This window comes from Mesorhizobium sp. BH1-1-4, from assembly GCF_020165665.1.
GTDB lineage: Bacteria > Pseudomonadota > Alphaproteobacteria > Rhizobiales > Rhizobiaceae > Mesorhizobium.
Genome location: NZ_JAIUIN010000020.1, coordinates 81,724 through 104,547, shown reverse-complemented (window position 1 = coordinate 104,547; position 22,824 = coordinate 81,724). Strand labels below are relative to the sequence as shown.

Here is a 22,824-nt window from a genome sequence, read left to right as displayed (position 1 = left end):
GCAACAAGGTTGAATCAGATTTGCTCGCCTAAGGGAATCCGTCTTCGATTCAGCCTCAACTCATCCCGCTCTAGCCGGCGTTTTCGAGTATGATGATGCGGGAGATCCGCAGAACGCCACAGCGTATTTTTACCTCTACAGAGCCCAGGGCGACGAACCAGGCGCCATCGTTGATACAATTCACATCCGATCGGGCGCCTGGGCCATCAGCCGGTCGGATATCGCGGTCCGGTGGGATAAGGATGAGCGGCGCGTCGGGCTGTTTGTCTTCGGCGCCCTTTCCGCGGCTTTCGACATCGAAGCCGGCACAAAGCACGGCGGCGGATACGGCAAGGACTTTCATGCCGGCATTTTTTGGTCGGACTCAAATTAATGAAACAGCTGCTCCTGCTTCGCCATGCCAAATCGAGTTGGGACGACCCCGACCTCAATGATTTCGACCGGCCGCTGGCGGAACGCGGGTTAAAGGCGGCCCGATTGATGGGCCGCGAGCTTGCCGCGCGCGACTGGCTGCCGGACCTGGCATTGGTGTCGCCGGCGCTGCGCACCCGCGATACGTGGCGGCTGGTGGCCGAGGAACTGCCGGTGCATCCACGGGTCGCGTTTGCCGATGCACTCTACGATGCGTCGGCTGCGGATATCCTGAGCCAGGTCCGTAAGGCCGACCCGTCGGCCAATTGCCTGGTGGTTGTCGGCCACAATCCAGGCCTCGAGGATCTGGCAAGGCAGCTTGCGGGACCGGGATCGGAAGCCAGGGCGCGCAAGAGGCTCGAGGAAAAGTTTCCGACGGCGGCTCTCGCGCGCTTCGTCCTTGAAGACGACTGGCCCGGCCGGTCGGCCGCGCGGCTGACACATTGCCTGTGGCCGAAGGATTTGCGCTAGAAATGCGGGCGGCGGATTGGATCCGCCGCGCCAAGGCATCAGTTGCCCCAGATGCCCTGGCCGGGCTCCGGCCAGTCGGTGGTGGCGGGCTTCATCTTGGCGTCCGCAGCCTTGTGCCCTGATATAGTCGTGTCGTCGACGGCACCGGTGACAGCATGGTCCACGCCGGCGACCGGGGCGGCCGACTGGTTGGCAGTGTCCGAGCCGAAGTGGTCGCTGCCGGCGAATGCACTTGCGGTTGCGACGAGGATGGCGGCGGTAGCGAGGGCAAATCTGTTCATTTCAATCTCCTGGTTCATCCGTTAGGCGGCGTCATGGGAGGACGGGTCCGCTGAGGACAAGACCAGAAACAGCCAGAGTTTATTCCTGGACCTGAAATGTTTTTCGCCAACCGCGAAGAACGTCGGCCATTCGGCCTGGTCTCGAAAAACAAGAGCGGCGGGCCAGGCCCACCGCTCTTTGTCGTCGAGGCAATCGGGGGGCCTGCGTGGATCAGTTACCCCAAATGCCTTGGCCGGGATCCGGCTGATTGGAATCCGGCGTCAGCTTGAAGCCGTGGTGTTCGATCGGCTTGCTGATCGACGCCGTACGGACGTGGTCGATTTTGCCCGCGGGCGCGCTGACAGCCGGCTGATTGACGTTGTCGGAGCCATAATTGTCGCTGCCGGCGAAGGCGCTGCCCGTGGCAACGAGGATGGCGGCGGCGGTGAGTGCGATCCTGGTCATTTTCTTTACTCCAGTGGTTCTGGTCTGTCCGTCAAGTGGCGTGCCCTTGGGAGGAATTTCGCGTCGCTCGGACCACCTGGAAGTGGGTTTTTCATTCGCCGGCTTCCAATCACGAAGATGTGCCTTCACGACTAGATTCCGAGCTTCAAGATTTGACCAAAGACTTGATCGAAATATTTTTTGATAATTATATCAATATCTTAATTTGCGCTTCACGAAGCATTTCGTTGTGTTTCGCCAAGCCCCGTCTCGCGGTGCGCTCACGGCGCGTCAACATTAATTGAACCGGTCGGTTCGACCCGCGACGAGAGCCCGCCTGCCTCGATGGTGTCCGGCATGGCCGGCCCCGTCGATCAAACGGACTTGTGTCAAAAAACAAGAGCGGCGGGCCAAGCCCACCGCTCTTTGTAGTCAAGTGCTGCTATATGGATTAGCGGCCCCAGATGCCCTGGCCCGACTGAGCCGGTACGTTGGCATTGGCGTCGCCCTGTGCCTTGTCCGTCTTCAGGATCGAACCGGTGTGGAAGGTGTCGACATTGGAGGTCGACTGGGTGGCAGCCGGCTGGTTGACGTTGTTGGAGCCGTAATTGTCGGAGCCGGCAAAAGCGGTGCCCGTGGCAACGAGGATGGCGGCGGCGGTGAGAGCGATCTTGGTCATTTCAAATACTCCTAAGTTCAAGATTGGGTCGATATCGGCCGGGATTAGTGGCCGAAGAGGTTGCGGTCGGCACCCTGTGGGGCCTGGGCCTGGACGGTTTCGGTCGACTTCGAGGTCGAAGCGGTGACCGAATGGTCGATGGCGACGGTAGGCTGGTTGGCGTTGGCCGAGCCGTAATTGTCGGAGCCGGCGAAAGCGGTGCCGGTGGCAACGAGGATGGCCGCGGCGGTGAGAGCGATCTTGGTCATGTTAAGTACTCCTGAAATTCGATTGGTTGGATATCGGCCGGAATTAGTGGCCGAAGAGATTACGGTCAGCGCCCTGCGGGGCCTGGGTCTGGACGGTTTCGGTCGACTTCGAAATCGAAGCGGTGACCGAATGGTCGACAGCGGCGGCGGGCTGATTGACGTTGGCCGAGCCATAATTGTCGGAGCCGGCGAAAGCGGCGCCCGTGGCGACGAGGATGGCGGCAGCGGTAAGAGCGATCTTGGTCATTTTGGTTACTCCAGTTTTTAGTTCTGTCCGTCTAGTGGCGTGCCTTCTGGGAGGATTTCGCGTCGCTCGGACCACCTCCAGATGGGAAGGCATTTTGGGATTTCCAGTCGCATCGGCTTTGCAGTATTTCATTATATTATAGACAATGCATATTGCATCGCACCATTGACGGCGAACTTTTCATAATATTTTCAGACCTTTACGGAATATGGCCCAGCCGAAACCGGAGGCAAATCGGGGCCTATTGTTCACCATTTGCGATACAATCCGTCAACCAGAACCGAACCGTTCGGTTCGATTTATGTCCGGAACGGGGCGATTTGGCCTGGCAGAACCAGCCCCATAGCGCTGCCCGGCCGCATTTGCCTTGCGCCGAGATCGATACTATCGATCATTTCAGGGCCGATTGCCGGATCGAGGCCGTCGATCGAGCCCCGATGAGACCGCAAAGTGGGCCGGGACCACGATAGACATGCGATTGCTGCTTGTTGAGGACAATCGCGAACTGGCGGACTGGCTGGGCAAGACCTTGCGCCAGGCGAACTATGTCGTCGACATCGTCCATGATGGCGAGGATGTCGAGCATGCGCTTGCGGCGGGCGACCACGCGCTGGTCATTCTTGATCTGGCACTGCCCCGCATGGGCGGACTGGAAGTGCTGCGCATGCTGCGAGCCCGCGGCAACCGGGTGCCGGTGATCGTACTGACCGCCAATGCCAGCCTCGACGGCCGGGTCAAGGGCCTCAACGAAGGCGCCGACGACTATCTGGCCAAGCCCTTCCAGATCGAGGAACTCGAAGCACGCATCCGCGTGCAACTGCGCCGCGCCAACGACCGGACCGCGCCCGTCGTTGCCTGCGGGGATCTCGTCTTCGACACCAACACAAGGCTGTTCTCGCTCGGCGGCGAGGCGCTGGCATTAACGCCGCGCGAACATGCCGTGCTCGAGCAATTGATGATCAAGGCGGGACGCACCGTCAGCAAGGCCGCGTTGTCGGCGGCCATCTATGATTTCGAGAACGACGCCGATCCCAGCGCCATCGAGATCTATGTGCACCGTGTGCGCAAGAAGCTCGAAGGGTCGCGGGTCCAGATCACCACCTTGCGCGGCCTTGGCTATCTCTTGCGCCAGGACGATCTGGCGCCATGAGGACCAGCAGCCTGCGCCTGCAATTGCTGGCCTGGGTGGTGTTGCCGCTCGCCGGGCTTGCCACCATCAATCTGTGGACCAGCCAGCGCAATGCGCTGGCGACCGCCGATCTGGTCACCGACCGGATGCTGGTCGGCTCGGCCCGCGCCATCGCCGAACAGCTCGCCATGGCCGACGGCGTCCTCGATGCCACGATACCCCCTGCAGCGATCGAGATGTTCGACACCGGCGACCGCGACAGTGTGTATTACCGCGTCGAGACCGCCGGCGGGCGGTTGCTGACCGGTTATCCCGATTTGCCCGTGGCTCCTGGGGACAAGAGCATCGAGGCAGCCTATCGCGATCACCCGTTGCGGCTTGCAACGCTTGGCCATGCCGTGGTCGGTGCCGGGGCTGATTCGCCTGTTATGGTCACCGTGGGGGTCACGCTCGCCGGGCATGATGCGATGGTGAAGCGGCTGTGGTTCAGCGCCTTCGTCCAGCAACTGGCGCTGGTGGCGATCGCCGGCGTGTTCGTGCTGCTTGGCCTGCGCCGTGGCCTGGCGCCATTGATCAGCCTGCGCGACGCGGTGCGTTCGCCAAGCCGCAGCGACCTCGATCCGGTCGACGTGCCGGGCGCGCAAAGCGAGATCCGGCCGCTGATCGACGCGCTCAACGCTTATATGGAACGCGTGCGCGCGCAGATGGGCGCGCAGCGCCGCTTCATCGCCAATGCCGCGCATCAGCTGCGCACGCCGCTTGCGCTGCTGTCGACACAGGCAAGCTACGCGCTGCGCGAAACCGCCGCCGAGGCGCGCCAGGAGGCATTGGTGGCGCTGCAGGCCAGTTCCGGCAAGCTGGCGCGGCTGGCCGAACAATTGCTCACCCTGTCGCGGGCCGAGCCAGGCAGCCGGCGCCCGCGCACCGACCGCATCGACCTCACCGAAGCCGCCCGCCATGTGCTGGAAACGCAGGCGCCCGCGGCGATCGCTCGCAAGATCGACCTCGGCCTGGAGGAAGCCGGCCCGGTTGCCGTTATCGGCGACGGCACGATGCTGCGTGAAATGATCGTCAACCTCGTCGACAATGCGTTGCGCTACTCGACATCGGGCGGCAGTGTCACGGTCAGGCTGGCGACCATCGATGGCGAAGCGGTGCTGACGGTCGCCGATGACGGGCCAGGTATCCCGCCTGAAGAACGCGATCACGTGTTCGAGCGTTTTTATCGTGTCGCCGGTTCGACCGAGGAAGGCAGCGGCCTGGGGCTCGCCATCGTGCGCGAGGTGGTCGAAAACGCCGGCGGCCGCGTTACCCTGGGGGATAGCGCGGCCGGCGGACTGGTGGTCGAGGTCAGGCTGCCGCTCGCCTAGAGCGGTTCAGCGTTTGATAGAATCGCCGAACCGCTCTAGCTCTTTGTTTTTACGCAATTCCCAAGGGGAAGCGCTACGCGCTTCTCCCGGGAAAACCGTTACACACTTTTCCTGGAATTGCTCTAGCCCGAGCCCGCGTCAAGCGCGGGGCTCGTACTTCTCTCAGAACAAAATCAAGCGCCCTGCTCGTTGAACGGGGCCGGCCGCCACTTGACGACATAATTCTCGAAGCGGGTGATGATGAATTCCACCACCAGCGCCATGACGGCCAGGATGATCATGGCGGCGAAGACGCCATTGGCATTGAAGGCGCCCTGCGCGGTCGAGATCAGCAGGCCCATGCCTTGCTTGGCGCCGAGGAATTCACCGACCACGGCGCCGACCAGGGCAAAGCCGAAGCTGACATGGAGGCTGGCCAGGATCCAGCTCATCGCCGACGGGATAATGACGGTGCGCGTGATCTGGAAGGGCGAGGCGCCGAGGATCTGGGCGTTGGCGATCATCGCCCTGTCGGCCTCGCGAACCCCTTGGAAGGCGTTGGCGAAAACGACGAAGAACACCATCACCACGGCGAGCGCCACCTTGGACGCCATGCCGAGACCGAGCGCGATGATGAACACCGAGCCCAGAACGACGCGCGGCACGGAATTGGCGATCTTGATGTAGATCGAAAAGACATCCGCCAGCAGCCGGTTGCGGCCAAGGATGATGCCGGCGGCGATGCCGCCGAGCGCACCGATGACGAAGCCGAGGAAGGTCTCCTCCAGCGTCACATAGATCTGCAGCCAGAGCGGCCCCTGCGAGGTGCCCTCGGTGATCCACGACCAGATCTGCTCCCAGATACCCGACGGACTGGCGAAGAAGAACGGGTCGATGATGTTGTAGTCGGCGCCAAGTTCCCACAGGCCAAGGAAGACGATCAGGATCGCGAACCGCAGACCGATGACCAGGGCATGGCGCCGGCGCAGCCGTGCCCTCGCCCGGGCCTCGGCGATGGCGATCGAGGTTTCGCGCGTGGCGGCCCTGTCGGCCGCTGGAGAGATGGCTGTCATGTCGTTCTCCTCTCAGTGGCCGGTTTGCAGGCCACGGCTCTGGCCGAGCTGCACTTCCTCGCGCAGATCGTTCCAGATCACCTTGGCGATCTCGATGAATTTCGGGTCGTAGCGTATGTCGGCCATGACGCGCGGACGCGGCAGGTCGATGCGGTAGACACTTTTGACGGTCCCAGGCCCGGCGGTGAGCACATAAACCTTGTCGGCCAGCGCCACGGCCTCCTCCAGGTCGTGCGTGACGAAGACGACGGAGGATTTCTGTTCCGACCACAGGCCCAAGAGCTCGTCCTGCATGGCGGTGCGCGTCTGCATGTCGAGCGCGCTGAACGGCTCGTCCATCAACAGGATCTTGGGCTGGTTTATAAAGGTCTGGGCCAGCGCGACGCGCTTGCGCATGCCACCCGAAAGCTGGTGCGGATAGTGCTTTTCGAAGCGTGCGAGGCCGACGCGGGCAATCCAGTCGCGCGCCTTGTCATAGGCCTCGGCCTTCGGCGTGCCGCGATAGAGTGGACCGGCGGCGACATTGTCGATGACGCTGCGCCAGGGGAAAAGCGCGTCCGCCTGGAAGACGAAGCCGATGTCGCGGCTGATATCGGTGACCGGATTGCCCATGACGCGGACATTGCCGGTGGTTGGCCGCAGCAGGCCGGTGACGAGGTTGAGCGTAGTCGACTTGCCGCAGCCGGTTGGCCCGACGACGCAGGCGAACTCGCCGCGCGCCACCGTCATGGTGAAATCGCGGATCGCCGTCATCATGTGGCCGTCGGGCGTGACGAAGCGCAACGTCACGTCGTCGATGGCGATGGCGGCATCGGCCGGCGGCGCGGCTGGAGACAGCTTCTGCGCCGCCATGGTTTGCAATTGCATGGCACACTCCTGTGGCGATGGTGCTGGGATACCGGCGGCCCATGGGCTCGCCGTTTCATCGGCACCCGGGAAGGCGCCGCTGCCGAATTGATTCAGGCAGCCGGCGCAAGGTGTTGTTTTCAACAGGCGCGGAGAAAGTCCGCGTCTCTTGCGCAGACTACTTGGCGGCGTCGACGAATTCCGTCGTGAAGGTTTTCGAGAGGTCGATCTGCTTGCCCTGCAGGCTTTTCGAGAAGGTCGACAGCACTTTCAGAACCGTCTCCGGGCCATCCGCCGGCATGCGCCCGTCGGGCGTGAACATCGCCTTGCCGCCGGCGAGCCCCTTGATATAGAGGTCCTTGTTGCCGGCATAATAATCCTTCGGCATCTTGTCGGCGATCTCCTCGGCCGAATGGCCGGCGATGAACTTCATCGTCTTGACGAAGGCATTGGCGAGTTTCTGTGCCTCGTCCTTGTGGCCTTCGACCCAGGAAGACTGGACGTAGAAGGATGCCGCCGGATAATCGCCGCCCAGCGCCTCCTTGGTCTTTTCAGGCGTGCGCATGTCGACAAGGATGTTGGCCTCGCCGGTCGAAAGCAGCTTGGCAATCGTCGGTTCGGTGGTCATGCCGGCCTGGATCTGGTCCTGCTTGACGGCGGCGATGAAGGTGTTGCCGGCACCGACCGGCAGAAGCGTGTAATCACCGGGCTTCAGGCCGTTGCGGACGGCGAGATACTGGGTCAGGAAATCGGTCGAGGAGCCGAGGCCGGTGACGCCGAGCGTCGCGCCCTTGAAGTCGGCCGGCGACTTGATCTCCGGGTGCTTGGCGGAGACCAGTTCGACCTCGCCTGGGGCCTGGCTGAACTGGACGATCGACTGGATGTATTTGCCCTTCGACTGCAGGTCGACGGTGTGGTCGTAGAAGCCGACGACGCCCTGCACGGCGCCAGCCAGCAATTCGTTCTCGGCCTCGACGCCGGCCCGCGAGTTGACCAGTTCGACGTCGAGCCCCTCGTCCTTGAAATAGCCGAGCTGCTGGGTGAGCACGGCGGGCAGGTAGATCTGTTTCTCCATGCCGCCGACGATGATGGTGATCTTGTCCGCGGCCGACGCCGCGGTCGCGCCCGTGGCGCCTAGGGCAAGCGTCAGCGCCGCCGAACGCAAGATGCACTTCGAGATCAAACCGGTCACGTAATTTCCTCCACCTGGGCGGCGGGCCAATCGGGCCGCGCCGCATTTCCTCCTGCCGGCCGCTCCCGTACCGGTCACGTGGCGAACGCCACAAAACCGTCATGGCATGGCCAAGCTTTCAGCTGGCTTTCAGCCGTTTTAGAGGCTGTTTGATGAAATCCCGCGGAATTGCCGATCAGACCGTGCCGAAACCAAGCACGCCGCGCATGTCGTATTCGCCTGGAGCGCGGGCCGCCACCCAGAGCGCGGCGGCGATGGCGCCGCGAGCAAACATGATGCGGTCGCCGGCTGAGTGCGACACGGTGACGGTCTCGCCTTCGGCACAGAAGGAGACGCTGTGTTCGCCGACCATGCTGCCGCCGCGCACCACCGCGAAGCCGATCTCGCCTGCCGGCCGCGCGCCGGTGACGCCATCGCGTACGCGCCTTGCCACCGTATCCAGTTCGACACCGCGTCCGTCGGCAACGGCCTGCCCCAGCATCAGTGCGGTGCCCGACGGCGCATCGACCTTGTGGCGGTGATGCGCCTCGAAAATCTCGGCATCCCAGTCGTCAGGGCCGAGTGCCCGCGCCGCCTGCCCGACCAAACCGACCAGCATGTTGAGCCCGAGCGAAAAGCTGCCGGAGCGCACGATGGCGACGGTTCTCGCGGCATCGGCGATATCAGCCAGTTCGCCGGCATCGAAGCCCGTCGAGCCAATCACCAGTGCTGGCCCGCCGCGCCTTGCGCAGACACTGGCCAGTTCAGCCGATGCGGCCGGTGTGGTGAAATCGATGACCACATCGGCCAGGCCGAGCGCCTCGTCGCGGCTGACCAGCCCGTCGCCGACACTGCCTGGGCGGTGAAAGCGGGCGGCAAGCGCCAGACGCGCATCGGCGAGCACTGCGTCCGCCATATGGCGGCCCATACGGCCCAGCGCGCCAGCGATGGCAATCCGGACCGGCGGCCGCTCCATGATTTCCGCTATTTCCACATGCCGCGCATGCGCGCGCCGATATCGACGCGCACCTCCGGCCGGGCTGCCCTGCCCTGCGCCGCCTGTGCGGTCGGCCACGACATCTGCTGGAATGCGGCGAGGATCGAGGCCGGGATGAAGCGGGTGCGCGAGGCATAGAGATGGCGGTCGCCGCGCGCCGCCTGGCCGTGCGGGAAGAAGCGTTGCGGCATGACCAGGTTTAGGCTGTCCTTGGCCCGGGTCATCGCCACGTAGAGTAGCCGACGCTCCTCCTCGATGTCCTCCTTGGTGCCGACGCCGAGATCGGCCGGTATGCAGCCGTCGACGGTGTTGAGCACGAAGACGTTCTTCCACTCCTGGCCCTTGGCCGAGTGGATGGTCGACAGGATCAGATAGTCCTCGTCGCGATGCGGCGGCCCGGCCTGGTCGCTGGTCGCATCCGGCGGGTCGAGCGTCAGCTCGGTCAGGAAGCGTTCGCGTGAGGCGTAGCTCGACCCGATCTGCTCCAGTTGCAGCAAGTCCGCCCGGCGAGTGATCGCATCCTCGTGGATGCGCTCCAGATGCGGTTCGTACCACAGTCTGATCTGTTCGAGATCGGCTGGCCATTTGGCGCCGGCCCGCAAGCCGGAATAGAGCGATACAAAAGACGGCCAGTCGTCGGCGGCGCGCTGCGGTGGGCGCCAGCCGGCCAGGCCCATCGCCTCGTCCAGCGCCGTCGTCATGGTTTCCACGATCTGCGCGGCGGCGGACGGACCGATGCCTGGCAAGAGCTGCAACACCCGAAAACCGGCGACACGGTCGCGCGGGTTCTCGGCAAAGCGCAGCACCGCCAGCACGTCCTTGACGTGGGCGGCATCGAGGAATTTCAGGCCACCGAACTTGACGAAAGGAATGTTGCGCCGCGTCAGCTCGATTTCCAGCGGGCCGCTGTGATGCGAGGTGCGAAACAGCACAGCCTGCGATTTCAGCGCGGTGCCGGCCTCGCGCTCCGCCAGGATGGCGTCGCAGACGAAGTTCGCCTGCTCGACCTCGTCGCGCACGCTCACAAGTCTCGGCTTGTCGGCGGATTTGCGTTCCGACCACAGATTCTTGGTGAAGCGCTCCGATGCCTGGCCGATGACCGCATTGGCGGCAGCCAGAATGGTCTCGGTCGAGCGATAATTGCGCTCCAGCATCACCACATCGGCGGTCTGGGCGAACTGCCGGGGAAAATCGAGGATGTTGCGCACTTCGGCGGCGCGGAACGAATAGATCGACTGCGCGTCGTCACCGACCACCGTGAGACCCGCGCCATCAGGCTTGAGCGCCATCAGGATCGAGGCCTGCAGCCGGTTGGTGTCCTGGTATTCGTCGACCAGCACATGGTCGAAACGCCCGCCCAGATGCGTGGCGATCTCAGGCTCGGCCGTCATCTGCGCCCAGTAGAGCAGCAGATCGTCGTAATCGAGCACGTTCTGCGCCTGCTTGGCCTCGACGTAATTGGCAAACAGCTGCTTGAGCTGCTCGGCCCAGCCGGCGCACCAGGGGAATGCGGATCCGAGCACCTCGCCGAGCGGCGCCTGCGCGTTGACGGCGCGCGAATAAATGGCAAGGCAGGTGCCCTTGGTCGGAAAGCGCGCTTCGGTTTTGGAAAAGCCGAGTTCGTGGCGCACGAGGTTCATCAGATCGGCGGAATCCTCGCGATCGTGAATGGTGAAGGCCGGATCAAGGCCGATCTCCAGCGCATAATCGCGCAGCAGCCGCGCGCCGATGCCGTGAAAGGTGCCGGCCCAGGTGAGCGCATCCGTGATGACAGCGGCATCGCGGCCAAGCACCTCGCCGGCGATGCGCTCGACGCGCCTGGCCATTTCGGATGCGGCACGCCGCGAAAAGGTCATCAGCAGGATGCGGCGCGGGTCGGCTCCCTTGACGATCAGATGGGCGACGCGGTGCGCAAGCGTGTTGGTCTTGCCGGAGCCAGCGCCGGCAATGACCAGCAGCGGGCCGGCAACCTTGCCGTCGCCATGCTCGACGGCCTGACGCTGGGCGTCGTTCAGCCGGGCGAGATAGGCCGGCTGGACGGTCGAGTCCACAAAGGTCGAATCATGGGCGGCGAGGTTCATCGCCCATCAAGCATCGTTTCCGCTTTGTTCGCAACAAGGAAGCAACTGTGCCAATTCGGCGGAGTGGAAAGCTCACCGTTTCGGATCAACGCCCATGTCCGCCGACTGCCGGCGCAGCGCTTCGCGGTCGTTCTTAGGCGCCGGCAACAGCAGCGGATCGACACTGTCGGGCACCTCTTCGATCATCTTGCGGGCGAGACGGTAAGTGACAAGGGCAAGCGTGCCAACCAGAAGCAAACGGATCATGCGGCGGTCCTCCTTCGCTGGATCAACCGAAGGCAGGGCAATTTGTTCCCTCGGCAAGGGCGGCAACCAAACCGGCAGCACCTCGTTCTCAGTTGGAGGAGGTAGCGATGAAAAAGCCAGGACTGATCCTCGCGCTCGTCGCTTTGGCTCTCTCGGCCTGCGACAACAAACTGCCACCGACAAAGGCGACCGGAGCGGATCGAACCATTGCCGTCGTCAACACCGGCATTGCCGGCCAGTGAACGGTGCCTTCGGGAGAAGAATGGCCGGGTCGGCCTCAACGCATCGCCGCGATGCATTCCTCGAGGCGCTCGAGGCGGAACTTGGCATTGCGCAGTTCATGGCCCGCCTCCTGGCGCCGCTGCCGGTTCTGGGCCGAGGCGGACGTCAGGTTTTGTTCGAGTTCAGCGATGCGTGCGCGCACCTGCCGCGCTTCGTCCTGCCGCAACGCCTTTATCCAGTTCCGTCCGCGCATCCATGGTCCCGCACCACCCCAAGCCGGCCGCAATCATGCCTGCAAGAGTCTAACTTACGGCAAGCGCGGATAGTCCAAATTTAATGAAAGCTAATTCAGCGCTGGGGAAGAAGGCCGGCGCCGCTTGGGAGGTAATCTGATAGCGCCGGCCAGGCGGATATCAGGTCCGCCGCATGACGGAGGCTAGCTGAGTCTTGCCGCAGCGTCATGGGAGATCAGGGATTTCAGCCTTTTCCGGGCGTTTTCCCCCGGTAAATGCCGCGAAAAGGGGGGGCCTTCAAGTTGCAAGCCGCTGCCTGGATGCCGGTGGCGCCGCCGCCGGGTTTCTGACATTGTGCGCCGGCGAATGGAGGCGGAGGCGCGGTTGTTGCAGGACAGCACCACGGTCGCGATCATCGGTGCCGGGCCGGCGGGCCTGGCGGTTGCCGCGTGCCTGCGGCAAGCCGGGGTGGATTTTGTCATGCTCGAAAAGGAGCAGCAGGCCGCGCCGGCCTGGCGACGCCACTATGAGCGCGTGCACCTGCACACGACCAAGCGTTATTCCTCACTGCCCTTCGTGCCCTTCCCCAAGGATTATCCGCGCTATGTGCCGCGCCATCTCGTAGTCGAATATCTCGACGCCTATGCGAAGCGTTTCGGCCTTGAGCCCCGCTTCGGAGAGACGGTGCGGGCGATCACCCGGCAGGGCCGCGGCTGGCGGGTGGAAGCGACGTCCGGCGCCTTGCACGCTTCGCACGTGGTGATCGCCTCCGGCTACAATGCCGAACCGTTGCTGCCCAAATTCGCCAGCATCGACGCCTTCAAGGGCAAGACGCTGCACAGCGCCGACTATCGCAACGCCGTGCCATTTGCCGGCCAGTCGGTGCTGGTCGTCGGGATGGGCAATACCGGCGCCGAGATCGCGCTCGATCTGGCGGAAGCCGGCGCCCGGCCGACGATCTCGGTGCGAGGCGGCGTCCATATCGTGCCGCGCGAATTGTTCGGCGTGCCGATCCAGATGGTTGGCATGGCGACGCGGTTCGGGCCGCGGCGCCTCAATGACGCGCTGTTCCCGGTCATCCTTGATCTGGTGCTGGGCAGGCTGGAGAAATTTGGGCTCAGGCGGCCGAAGCAGGGGCTGCTGCAACAGATCTCGTTGGCGTCGCGCATCCCGGTGATCGATGTCGGAACCATCGCCAAGATCCGCGAAGGCGCGATCAAGGTGGCGCCCGATATCGCCGGGGTTTCGGAACGTGGCGCCCGTTTTACCGACGGCAGCCAAGGCGAATTCGAAGCCATCCTCTTCGCCACCGGCTACCGGCCAGGTTATGCCAAATTCCTCGAACCCGGCGTCGAGCCCGGCCCGAGCGGCGTCAATGCGCGCGCTTCGGATCTCGGCCTCTATCTGGTCGGCTTCCACAATGCGGTCACCGGGCTGCTGCGCGAAATCGGCATCGAGGCCCAGGCGGTGGCCGACGACATCCGCCAGCGGCAAAACAGGAAAAAGGCGGCTGAACCCTTGCCGGTGTGATTTGCGGCCTGCCTTATCCCAGCACAGTCTTCAGCAACATGCCGGCGATTCCTTCGCTAGAGCGGTTCAGCGTTTGGTGGAATCGCTGAACCGCTCTAACCCTGTGTTTTTATGCAATTCCGGACGGAAAACCGTTATAAACTTTCCTGGGATTGCTCTAGCCTGGCGGCGACAAGCGCCGCCATGTTGGATCCAGGTTGGGGTGGGTGGCGGCCCCAACTGGAGCCCATTTACGGTCGAATGGGAAACCGCCAGCCACGGCCGGCAGAGCCAGAATATTGGGTGGCGGTGGTGAGCTTGCGCAAAGCGCCCTTAAAGGGTGTTGCAAAGCCCAGATGCAAAATCGTAGCCTTAAACTGGAAATTTGTGCGAGACTTCGTATTTCATAAATGAGACCACGCGGAGCTTCATGGAGCCTCTCAAATATAGCAATTTCCTAAGAATTTTGGTCCTCCCAAGAATGGGCGAGGATTTTAAATATGATTTATCAGAAAAAGATCTATTTTATAAAATTCTCTATGCGAAGAAAAATCACAGCATCCTAAAAATTAGATTGCGCTTAGACAACATTAACAAGAAATTCTGGATTGAAGCGGGATTATACAGAAACATAACGACCTTCAAGGGAAAATTTATCGAAAATAGGACGGGTAAATTTATACACGGCTCATTTGTGAATAGTGGAACGTGGCTATCATATCCTGCTTTTATTTTATCCTTTCTATGTTGGATATATTTTCTGATAACAGGTATAAACTCCCAAGAGATATTTCTATATTTTGCCTTTTTTGCGACTTTTCACATGGCAATTTCCATTTCGTTCTATAACCATATACAAAATATTTTAATGTTTCTTGCAAATGAACTGAAGGTCTATCCATCTCAAAGCGAAATTATTTCGAACCACTCCTGAATTTCGCGACACATAGCCCTCGCTGAAGTCTCAACAATATTATCTTTTCAGCTATGCACGGCGCACCGCCGATATTTGCTGTTGTTGCTGCCTCGCCAGATGCACGATCGGAGATCCCTGACCGGCTAGGCCGCCAGTTCGCCCGCCTTGCGCAGCCAGACCTTGTTGTCGTGGAAGGCGGCGCCGCCATAGGGCGCGGGGGCATCGGCGCCGGTCAGCACGTTGATGCCCTCGCCGCGCTCATGGGCGCTGTTGGGCCAGATGCCTTCGGCGATCACCACGCCGCGCTTGATGCCGTCGAAGAATTTCGCGTGCAGCACGAGGTCGCCCCGCTGATTGCCGACCTCGACACGGTCGCCATCGGCAAGCCCAAGGTCCGCCGCATCGTCTGGATGCAGGAGCAGTACCGGCCTGCCTTCCTTTTCCTTCGACACGGGTGTCTCAGCAAAGGTCGAGTTGAGGAAGTTGCGCGCCGGCGAGGTCGTCAGCCGGAACGGATGCGCTTCGTCGGCCACCTCGATCAGGTCGACATGGTCGGGAAATTCCGGCAGTCGTGCCACCGGACCGAACAGGCCCATGCTCTTCGGTGGCCGGTTGGGAGCCGCCTGCCCGGTCCAGTCGGCGCGGAAGCGGAATTTGCCGTCCGCATGGCCAAAGCCCTTGATGAAATGCGCGGTTTCGAAATCCGGCTGCAGGTCGACCCACTTGTCTTCCTTCAAGGAATTGAAGCTGCCCAGCCCGCGCTTCCCCAGAATGATGTCGATATGCTGCTGCTCGGTGAGGCCGAAGCCGGGCCGGTCGGAGACGCCCAGGCGCTTGCCGAGTTCTTCGATGACGAAATGGTTTGTGCGCGGTCCTTGCGGCGGCTCGATCAGCTTGGGGCCGAGCGTGATGTGCTGGTTGCCGCCGCCCTTGTAGACGTCGTCATGTTCGAGGAACATCGTCGCCGGCAGCACGACATCGGCGAGCTTGGCCGTGTCGGTCATGAACTGCTCGTGCACGCAGGTGAACAAATCGTCGCGCAGGAAACCCTGCTTCACCAGACGCTGCTCGGGCGCGACATTCACCGGATTGGTGTTCTGGATCAGCATGGCCGTCACCGCCGGTCCGCCATAGAGCGCATCGCTGGCGCCGGTCAGCACCGGGCCGATGCGCGAATGGTCGAGATAGCGGATCGAGGGATCGCGCATCCTGGAGCCTTCCAGCACATCCTGGTTGAGCTTGAAGATGCCGGAATTGGAATGGAAGGCGCCGCCGCCCTCATATTGCCAGGCGCCGGTGACCGCGGCGATGCAGGAGGCGGCATGCATGTTGACGGCGCCGTTGCGCTGGCGGGCAAAGCCGTAGCCAAGGCGGAAATAGGTCCTTTTCGTCGTACCGACGAGGCGGGCGAAGGCTTCGATCTCGGCGACCGTCAAGCCGGTAATCCCGGCCGCCCATTCCGGCGTGCGGGTGACGAGATGCGCTTCGAGCCCCCTCGGATCATCGGTGTATTTTTCGAGATAGGCGCGGTCGGCCAGGCCTTCCCTGAACAGGACATGCATGACAGCACAAGCCAGCGCGCCATCGGTGCCCGGCTTCAGCACCAGGCCCACATCGGCCTGCTTCATGGTGGCGTTTTCATAGACGTCGATGACGACGATCCTGGCTCCGCGCTCCTTGCGCGCCTTGATGGCATGGGTCATCACATTGACCTGCGTGACTACGGCATTGGTGCCCCAGATCACCACGCAGTCGGATTTGGCCATTTCACGCGGATCGGGACCGCGCAAGGCGCCCGCCCCCATCATCCAACCGGTCCAGGCGAGATTGGTGCAGATCGAGCCGAAGAAGCCCGAGTATTTCTTCGCATGCCGCAGCCGGTCGATGCCGTCGCGCTGCACCAGCCCCATCGTGCCGGCATAGTAATAGGGCCAGACCGTCTCCGAGCCGTATTTCTCCTCGGCCGCGATGAACTTTTCGGCGACGAAATCGAGCGCGGCCTCCCAGCTTGCTTCCTGCCAGACGCCGTCGCCCTTGGCCCCTTTGCGCACCAGCGGCTTCAGCAGACGGTCGGGATGATGGACACGGTCGGCATAGCGCGCGACCTTGGCGCAGACGACGCCGGACGTATAGCTGTTGGCCTTGGCGCCATGAACGCGGCCGATGCGGTTGCCGTCGAGCAATTCGACCTCGAGCGCGCAGGTCGACGGGCAATCATGCGGACAGGCGGAATGTCCGATGCTGAGCTTGGCGTGCTGGTTCATGGCATTTGTCTAGCGGGTTTTGACGGTGGCGTGTAGGGCCAGATAAGCGGCTCGCCCTCTGGCAATGTGCATTCCGCCAGCCGCCGATTACGGGTCACGTCTCTTGAGAAGCGCATTGTAAGCGCCGCATTTCGGGCAGCGCATGTGTCGTTCGATATGCTCCTCGCCCGCCTCGGTGTCGACCACGCTCAGGTCGGCCTCGCCACAATCAGGACATTCGACATTTGCCTTCGGATCGAGCGCCAAAACCTTCCCAGCTTCGATCCAGGCATCTGTCGACGTCATGCTACTCCGCCGTCCCTTCCTCATATTCCGCCGACATGGTCAGCCATTTTTCCTCATGGCCGGCCAGCGTCTGGGCAAGCTGCGAGCGTTCCTTGGCGAGCCTGGTCGCCGTCGACGGATCCTTCTCATAGACCGCCGGATTGGACAGTTCGTCCTCGATGCCGTCGATGCGCTTGCGGATACGGTCCATCAGCGCCTCGGTGGCGCGGATTTCCTTGGCCAGCGGCTCGAAGGCGGCGCGGCGCTGAGCGGCCTCGCGGCGGCGGTCGGCCTTTGAGGCTTTTTCCGCCTCGCGCCGCTCGCGGCGGTCGCCGGAGACGCCGGTGACCAGTGTCTTATAATCCTCGAGGTCGCCATCATAAGGATTGACCGCGCCGTCCTTGACCAGCCACAGCCGGTCGGCCGTTGCCTCCAGGAGATGGCGGTCGTGCGAGATCAGGATGACGGCGCCGGGAAACTCGTTCAGCGCATGGATCAGGGATTCACGGCTGTCGATATCGAGATGGTTGGTCGGCTCGTCGAGGATGAACAGGTTTGGCCCCTCGAAGGCCGACAGCCCCATCAGAAGCCGCGCCTTCTCGCCACCGGACAGGTCCTTGGCGGGCGTGTTCATCTTCTCGGTCGTGAGACCAAACTGGGCGACGCGGCCGCGCACCTTGGCTTCCGGCGCCTCGGGCATAAGCCGGCGGACATGCTCATAGGCATTTTCCTCGGGACGCAGGTCGTCGAGTTGGTGCTGGGCGAAGATCGCCACCTTCAGCCCGGGCGCCACCGTCATGGTGCCGGTTTCCTGCTTCAGACGACCCGACAGCAGTTTGGCGAAGGTCGACTTGCCGTTGCCGTTGGCGCCGAGCAGCGCGATGCGGTCGTCGGCGTCGATGCGCAGCGTCATCTTCTTAAGGATCGGCTGGCCCTCGGTATAGCCGACATTGACGTTGTTCAGCGCGATGATCGGCGAAGCCACCGTCTTCACCGGTTCCGGGAACGAGAACGGACGCACCGAGTCATTCACGATCGCGGCGATCGGCTTCATCTTTTCCAGCGCCTTGATGCGCGACTGCGCCTGTCTTGCCTTGGAGGCCTTGGCGCGGAAGCGTTCGACGAAGGATTCCATGTGCTTGCGGGCGGCTTCCTGCTTGACCCTACCCTTTTCCTGCAGTTCCTTCTGCTCGGTGTATTGGCGCTCGAACTGGTCGTAGCCGCCGCGCCAGAAGGTCAGCTTCTTCTGGTCGAGATGGACGATCGAGTTGACGGCGCGGTTGAGCAGGTCGCGGTCGTGCGAGATCAGCAGAACCGTGTGCGGATACTTCGAAACGTAGTTCTCAAGCCAAAGCGTGCCTTCGAGGTCGAGATAGTTGGTCGGCTCGTCGAGCAGCAGAAGGTCCGGCTCGGAAAACAGCACCGCGGCCAACGCCACGCGCATGCGCCAGCCGCCGGAGAAGGACGAGGCCGGACGGCGCTGCGCGGCGTCGTCGAAGCCGAGGCCGGCCAGGATGGTGGCGGCGCGGGATTCGGCCGAATGCGCGTCGATGTCGGCCAGCCGCATGTGGATGTCGGCGATGCGGTGCGGATCGGTTGCCGTCTTTTCCTCTTCGAGCAGCGCCGTGCGTTCGAGATCGGCCTTGAGCACGATCTCGATCAGCGGGTCCTCGGTTCCCGGCGCTTCCTGCGCCACCTGGCCGATGCGCGTGTTCTTCGGCAGGCTGATCGAGCCTGTCTCGGAGGGGAAATCGCCTGTTATGGCCTTGAACAGCGTCGTCTTGCCGGTGCCGTTGCGGCCGACAAGACCCGCCTTGGTGCCGGCCGGCAAGGTGAGCGAGGCGTGGTCGAGGAGCAAGCGCCCCGCCATGCGGAGTGAAAGGTCATTGATGATAAGCATGGCCGCGCTTTTGCACTGGACGTCAACGCTTCGCAAGACCTTGCGGGCCAGTTGGCCGCACAAGGCCTGGGAACGGCGCACACAATGCGCCGCCAGAGCAGCCGATCAGTGGCTTGCCATATCGGTCAACAAGGCCTCAGGCAGTGGCCTTGCCCCGCTTTGTCGCCTTGGCCACGACTGCCGGCGCGGCGGCCGGCTTGCGGCCAAGCCCCGTCGATTTCGCCAGCGCCGACCGGGTCGCCGAGTAATTCGGCGCGACCATCGGATAGTCCGGCGGCAAGCCCCATTTGGCCCGATAGTCATCAGGGCTCAAACCGTAGTCTGTCCTGAGGTGCCGCTTGAGCGACTTGAACTTCTTTCCGTCCTCCAGGCAGATGATGTAGTCGGGAAATACCGACTTTTTCGGATTGACGGCCGGAACCAGACTCGGGCTTTCAACGACAGCCGCCCCAGCCAGCTTGCGAACCGAAGCACTGACGCTGGCAATCAGGTCAGGCAGGCCGGAAGCCGGAAGCGGATTGTTGCCCACATAGGCCGAGACAATATCGGCGGTCAGCTCGATAACGGTCTTATCCTCGATATTTGACAATTCTTTCACCTTATTTGCGACAAAGTCGTCTACCCCTGTGAAGACTTTTGTCGATGTATCTCTTTAACCGCGTCCCCCAACGGACCGCCAAGTCCCAAAACGAATCAAGACTTGGCATCAACTACTTTTATGGGAAATCGACGTCGCGCAAATTAGAAAATCTAATACTTGGAGGCGGCAGACTTGGTTGGGCGGCTGTCGGCCAATATCTCAAGAATACGCTTCCAGTGGGCACAACGCCCGAAATCCTTCTGTTCAATCGCCTTTTCGGCCTTCATCGCGGCGTAAAGTGGCGCCTCGGCGCCAAACTCCTCGATGAGCCAATGCGCTTCCTGCATGGCCAGCCGTTCATCATCGTCAAACATGGTTTTCCGTCTCCGCACGTTCCAGGCCGACCGCGACGCAACTGCCGATGACAAGGACGGCTCCGGCAACGGCGACCATCGTCAGCCGTTCGCCCGACAACGTCAGCAGCAGCGTCGAAGCGATCGGCGTGAGATAGGCGACCACAGCCACCTTGCCGCTGCCTCCGAGCTTCAAGGCGCGTGACCAGAAGTAATAACCCAGCCCCATCGGGCCGGCGCCGAGATAAAGCCCGAGGGCCAGATCCACCCCGGTGGGCCAGGCAACGCCTTCGCGAGCCGACCATACAAGCGTCAAGGCGACGCCAACCAGCGACGAGGGCAGCAACAGGCGATCCGGCGACGTGGCGAGCCGTCCCACCATCACCGAATAGTAAGCCATGCACAGCGCGGAGCCGAATGCGGCCAAATAACCTACGAGATCGCCCTGTAACCAGGTGTGGTCACGCCCTCCCGAAATCACCAGCGCGACGCCGACGAACCCGAGGGTCGCGGCAAGGCCCAGCAGCGCCGGACGCCGCGGATTTTCGAAGGCGATCACCGCGGCCGCAACCATCAAGGGCCAGGTGTAGGCCACGAGATTGGCTTCGATCACCGGCATCGAGGCAAACGCGATATATTGCAGCACCATGGTGCCGACCAGACCGATGAAACCGACCGCCAGCGGTGCGAGCCTGGCGCTGGCCGCGGCCGGAGGGGCCACCTCGCCGCTCATGAACCGGATCAGGGCGAAGACCATTGCGGCGCCCGCAAATTGCAGAAACTGCACCTGCGACACCGGATGGTTCGCCAGCAGGGATTTGCCGACCAGGGCGTTGGTCGACCACAAAGCCACCGCGCCGGCGGCATAGACCAGCGCGGATATCGGTCCCGATCCATGCAGCAAGAACCGGCATGGATCCCTGTCTCCACATTTGACCATGATCCTGTCCGAAAGCCTGTTGCCACTTTTCGGGATCATGGGTCGTTACCAGGTTTCCCTGGCTCCGCCCGGAACCGGGGCTTCGGCAGGGGCCGGTGAGGGATGTTCCGCCTCGAACCGTCGATAGGCCGGCAGCTGATTGGTCCAGACATCTTCCGCCAGTTCGTTGACCCATTCGCGGTCGTGGTCGTTGTCGGCGGCAAGATAGAACATCCTGTTGTCGTCGACATAGGGCTTGGCCACCGAGCGCTGGTTGAGCACCAGCGTGACGCGCTCGCCGAACTGGATCGGCGCCGTGCGGTGCAGCACGCCCAGGAACTGGCCGAGCGTCGCGTATTTCATCTTGTGATCGATGCGCATGATGCGGTTGCGCGGAATCTCGCGGCCGGATTCCAGAATGGCGCGGCCGGTCTCGGAATCGTCGCAATAGATTTCGAGATGGCCGCCGACCAGCGGATCGCTGATCGACAGCGGAATGAGCTCGGTGACCGGAACGCCGTCGCAATGCCATTCGACGGCGCCGTCCCGGGGATTCATGAAGGTAACGGTCGAACCGACGATCGACAGCGGATAGGGCTCCAGCTTCGTGCCCATCATGTCGGACAGCCGCTCCAGACGCAACTTGTCGTGCAGCAACTCCTTGATTTCGGGGATGAAACGGTCGGCGCCGGTGATGAAGGTCAGATCGAGGTGCTTGTGCACGGCATGGCTGGCCTTGAGCTTCAGGGCGGCCTCCTCGATCGCGGCAAGCAGTGCCGGGTCATAGCCATGCAGATACTGCGCAACGCCGAAACTCGACACTTTCCAGGCGGTTTCGTGGCCGATAATGGCCTCGCGGCTCATCGCATAGCGCAGTTCGGGTATGGTATGTGCGTTCATAGTACTTCTCCAAGTGGGGGCAAACACTTGGTTAACAGTCGATTAAATTAGTCCCCCCTGTAAAATTAGGAATGCTAGTGCTACCGTAAGCCCAGCTTAAGGTCGAAACCCGTGCGTCTGCTCAGTCAGGTCAACCTCAATTCGCTGAAGATCGTGGAGAGTGCCGCGAGGCACGGGAATTTCACGCGTGCCGGCGAGGAGCAGTTCATCACCGCCTCGGCGGTCAGCCAGCGCGTCAAGAGCCTGGAGGATCAGCTGCGTTTCAAGATCTTCCAGCGCGGAGGCAATGCGGTGTCGCTGACGCCGGAGGGCGAGACCTATGTCTCGCGCGTTCGCGAGGCGCTGGAGCGGATCGTCGCCGCCAGCATGGAAGCGACGGGGCAATCGCAGGAACATGTGCTGAAGATATCCGTGCTGCCGACCTTTGCCGCGCGCTGGCTGTTTCCGCGCCTGCCGCTGTTCCAGCGGCAACATCCCGATATCGTAATGCGGGTTTCGACCTCGTACGCGACGCATGAGTTCACCACTTCCGAGTTCGATCTCGAAATCCGCTATGGCGACGGCCATTTCAACGGGCTGCCCTGCGACCTGTTGTTTCGCGAAGACCTGACGCCGGTGTGCAGCCGCAGATTGTTCCATGAGGTTCTGGGCGGCAAGCCGGTGTCAAAAGTGACGCCGGACGACCTCAAGCACTTCACGCTGCTGCATTCCGACACCTGCACCCAGAACTGGCAATCCTGGCTTGGTTTCGCCGGCGCCAGCTTCGTGCTCAGCGAAACCAAGAGCATCTATTTCGACTCGTGCATGATGTCCTACGAGGCCGCCAATGCCGGCATGGGTTTTGCCGTGGCCAACCGCGCCTACATGGCCAGCGATATCCGCGCCGAAAGGCTGGTCGCTCCGTTCGCCGTCCACCATCCGAACACGGCCGGCTGGTATTTCGTCTCGCCCCACAAGAGCCTTGCGGCGCGCAAGGTGCTGCGGTTCAAGCAATGGGTGATGGCGGAAGCGGCTCTGACACAGAGCCAATTGGACGACGAAGTCACCGGCCTGGCTTCGGCGGCTGGCTGAAATTCGGATTGGTTTTCATTGGTCGCCGCTGACTTGCCGA

26 protein-coding genes are annotated in these 22,824 nt (G+C 62.4%); 6 read left to right on the top strand and 20 right to left on the bottom strand.

Going from position 1 to position 22,824, the window contains the following annotated elements:
• Positions 1-70: 70 nt before the first annotated feature.
• Positions 71-343, bottom strand: coding sequence for a hypothetical protein (locus tag LB569_RS25605; protein WP_224694554.1), 273 nt, complete (start codon positions 341-343; stop codon positions 71-73).
• Positions 344-372: 29 nt separating this feature from the next.
• On the opposite strand from LB569_RS25605, the gene LB569_RS25600 reads away from it, so the two are divergent.
• A complete protein-coding gene (locus tag LB569_RS25600; protein ID WP_224694553.1) occupies positions 373-882 on the top strand; it encodes a SixA phosphatase family protein in 510 nt (169 codons plus the stop codon).
• A 38-nt stretch (positions 883-920) separates the two neighbouring features.
• Here LB569_RS25600 and LB569_RS25595 read toward each other — a convergent pair whose 3' ends face one another.
• The 5 genes from LB569_RS25595 to LB569_RS25575 form a co-directional block, all read right to left on the bottom strand.
• Positions 921-1,163 (bottom strand): DUF680 domain-containing protein, encoded by a 243-nt coding sequence (locus LB569_RS25595; protein ID WP_224694552.1) that lies wholly within the window; start codon positions 1,161-1,163, stop codon positions 921-923.
• A gap of 211 nt (positions 1,164-1,374) precedes the next feature.
• Positions 1,375-1,608: a DUF680 domain-containing protein gene (locus tag LB569_RS25590; protein WP_224694551.1), complete on the bottom strand. Its 234-nt coding sequence runs from the start codon at positions 1,606-1,608 to the stop codon at positions 1,375-1,377.
• Between the two features lie 430 nt (positions 1,609-2,038).
• Positions 2,039-2,266, bottom strand: a complete 228-nt coding sequence (locus LB569_RS25585) for a DUF680 domain-containing protein (protein WP_224694550.1) — start codon at positions 2,264-2,266, stop codon at positions 2,039-2,041.
• 44 nt (positions 2,267-2,310) lie between these two features.
• Positions 2,311-2,514 (bottom strand): DUF680 domain-containing protein, encoded by a 204-nt coding sequence (locus LB569_RS25580; RefSeq protein WP_140707259.1) that lies wholly within the window; start codon positions 2,512-2,514, stop codon positions 2,311-2,313.
• Between the two features lie 43 nt (positions 2,515-2,557).
• Positions 2,558-2,761 carry a DUF680 domain-containing protein gene (locus tag LB569_RS25575; protein ID WP_140707261.1) on the bottom strand — a complete coding sequence of 68 codons (204 nt, stop codon included), beginning with the start codon at positions 2,759-2,761 and terminating at the stop codon, positions 2,558-2,560.
• Between the two features lie 472 nt (positions 2,762-3,233).
• On the opposite strand from LB569_RS25575, the gene LB569_RS25570 reads away from it, so the two are divergent.
• Together LB569_RS25570 and LB569_RS25565 are read left to right on the top strand one after the other, a co-directional pair.
• Complete coding sequence (locus LB569_RS25570; protein WP_140707263.1) at positions 3,234-3,911, top strand: response regulator; 678 nt, start codon at positions 3,234-3,236, stop codon at positions 3,909-3,911.
• Entirely contained in the window at positions 3,908-5,260 is a 1,353-nt protein-coding gene (locus LB569_RS25565) for a sensor histidine kinase (protein WP_224694549.1), read from the top strand. Before LB569_RS25570 ends, LB569_RS25565 begins: the two co-directional genes overlap by 4 nt.
• A gap of 173 nt (positions 5,261-5,433) precedes the next feature.
• On the opposite strand, the gene LB569_RS25560 is transcribed toward LB569_RS25565, so the two are convergent.
• From LB569_RS25560 to LB569_RS25535, 6 genes are all read right to left on the bottom strand, one after another.
• Positions 5,434-6,312: an ABC transporter permease gene (locus LB569_RS25560; RefSeq protein ID WP_140707267.1), complete on the bottom strand. Its 879-nt coding sequence runs from the start codon at positions 6,310-6,312 to the stop codon at positions 5,434-5,436.
• A 12-nt stretch (positions 6,313-6,324) separates the two neighbouring features.
• On the bottom strand, positions 6,325-7,179 hold the full coding sequence (locus tag LB569_RS25555; RefSeq protein ID WP_224541094.1) for an ABC transporter ATP-binding protein: 855 nt from the start codon (positions 7,177-7,179) through the stop codon (positions 6,325-6,327).
• 157 nt (positions 7,180-7,336) lie between these two features.
• Positions 7,337-8,350, bottom strand: a complete 1,014-nt coding sequence (locus LB569_RS25550; RefSeq protein WP_411970255.1) for an ABC transporter substrate-binding protein — start codon at positions 8,348-8,350, stop codon at positions 7,337-7,339.
• Between the two features lie 175 nt (positions 8,351-8,525).
• Positions 8,526-9,305 (bottom strand): 4-hydroxy-tetrahydrodipicolinate reductase, encoded by a 780-nt coding sequence (gene dapB, locus LB569_RS25545; protein ID WP_224694563.1) that lies wholly within the window; start codon positions 9,303-9,305, stop codon positions 8,526-8,528.
• Between the two features lie 8 nt (positions 9,306-9,313).
• The gene (locus LB569_RS25540) at positions 9,314-11,407 is read right to left on the bottom strand and encodes an ATP-dependent helicase (RefSeq protein ID WP_224694548.1); all 2,094 of its coding nucleotides are present in this window, start codon (positions 11,405-11,407) and stop codon (positions 9,314-9,316) included.
• Positions 11,408-11,479: 72 nt separating this feature from the next.
• The gene (locus tag LB569_RS25535; RefSeq protein ID WP_181173723.1) at positions 11,480-11,653 is read right to left on the bottom strand and encodes a hypothetical protein; all 174 of its coding nucleotides are present in this window, start codon (positions 11,651-11,653) and stop codon (positions 11,480-11,482) included.
• 107 nt (positions 11,654-11,760) lie between these two features.
• On the opposite strand from LB569_RS25535, the gene LB569_RS31875 reads away from it, so the two are divergent.
• Positions 11,761-11,895 (top strand): hypothetical protein, encoded by a 135-nt coding sequence (locus LB569_RS31875; RefSeq protein WP_263491497.1) that lies wholly within the window; start codon positions 11,761-11,763, stop codon positions 11,893-11,895.
• Between the two features lie 35 nt (positions 11,896-11,930).
• Here LB569_RS31875 and LB569_RS25530 read toward each other — a convergent pair whose 3' ends face one another.
• Positions 11,931-12,101, bottom strand: a complete 171-nt coding sequence (locus LB569_RS25530) for a hypothetical protein (RefSeq protein ID WP_224694547.1) — start codon at positions 12,099-12,101, stop codon at positions 11,931-11,933.
• Between the two features lie 394 nt (positions 12,102-12,495).
• Between LB569_RS25530 and LB569_RS25525 the strand changes: the two genes are divergently transcribed.
• Positions 12,496-13,638 carry a flavin-containing monooxygenase gene (locus LB569_RS25525; protein ID WP_224694562.1) on the top strand — a complete coding sequence of 381 codons (1,143 nt, stop codon included), beginning with the start codon at positions 12,496-12,498 and terminating at the stop codon, positions 13,636-13,638.
• 1,038 nt (positions 13,639-14,676) lie between these two features.
• Here LB569_RS25525 and LB569_RS25520 read toward each other — a convergent pair.
• From LB569_RS25520 to LB569_RS25490, 7 genes are all read right to left on the bottom strand, one after another.
• On the bottom strand, positions 14,677-16,797 hold the full coding sequence (locus tag LB569_RS25520; RefSeq protein WP_224694546.1) for a molybdopterin-dependent oxidoreductase: 2,121 nt from the start codon (positions 16,795-16,797) through the stop codon (positions 14,677-14,679).
• A gap of 87 nt (positions 16,798-16,884) precedes the next feature.
• Positions 16,885-17,082 carry a hypothetical protein gene (locus tag LB569_RS25515; protein ID WP_224694545.1) on the bottom strand — a complete coding sequence of 66 codons (198 nt, stop codon included), beginning with the start codon at positions 17,080-17,082 and terminating at the stop codon, positions 16,885-16,887.
• Position 17,083: 1 nt separating this feature from the next.
• Complete coding sequence (locus LB569_RS25510; protein WP_224541087.1) at positions 17,084-18,961, bottom strand: ABC-F family ATP-binding cassette domain-containing protein; 1,878 nt, start codon at positions 18,959-18,961, stop codon at positions 17,084-17,086.
• Positions 18,962-19,097: 136 nt separating this feature from the next.
• Positions 19,098-19,550, bottom strand: a complete 453-nt coding sequence (locus LB569_RS25505; protein WP_084636740.1) for a MucR family transcriptional regulator — start codon at positions 19,548-19,550, stop codon at positions 19,098-19,100.
• A gap of 161 nt (positions 19,551-19,711) precedes the next feature.
• Entirely contained in the window at positions 19,712-19,915 is a 204-nt protein-coding gene (locus LB569_RS25500; RefSeq protein ID WP_140710685.1) for a hypothetical protein, read from the bottom strand.
• Positions 19,908-20,834 (bottom strand): DMT family transporter, encoded by a 927-nt coding sequence (locus LB569_RS25495; protein WP_224694561.1) that lies wholly within the window; start codon positions 20,832-20,834, stop codon positions 19,908-19,910. Before LB569_RS25495 ends, LB569_RS25500 begins: the two co-directional genes overlap by 8 nt.
• Before the next feature lie 45 nt (positions 20,835-20,879).
• The gene (locus tag LB569_RS25490; protein WP_181173875.1) at positions 20,880-21,713 is read right to left on the bottom strand and encodes a hypothetical protein; all 834 of its coding nucleotides are present in this window, start codon (positions 21,711-21,713) and stop codon (positions 20,880-20,882) included.
• Between the two features lie 111 nt (positions 21,714-21,824).
• Here LB569_RS25490 and LB569_RS25485 point away from each other — a divergent pair, with 111 nt between their 5' ends.
• Positions 21,825-22,784 carry a LysR substrate-binding domain-containing protein gene (locus LB569_RS25485; RefSeq protein WP_224694544.1) on the top strand — a complete coding sequence of 320 codons (960 nt, stop codon included), beginning with the start codon at positions 21,825-21,827 and terminating at the stop codon, positions 22,782-22,784.
• Positions 22,785-22,824 lie beyond the last annotated feature (40 nt).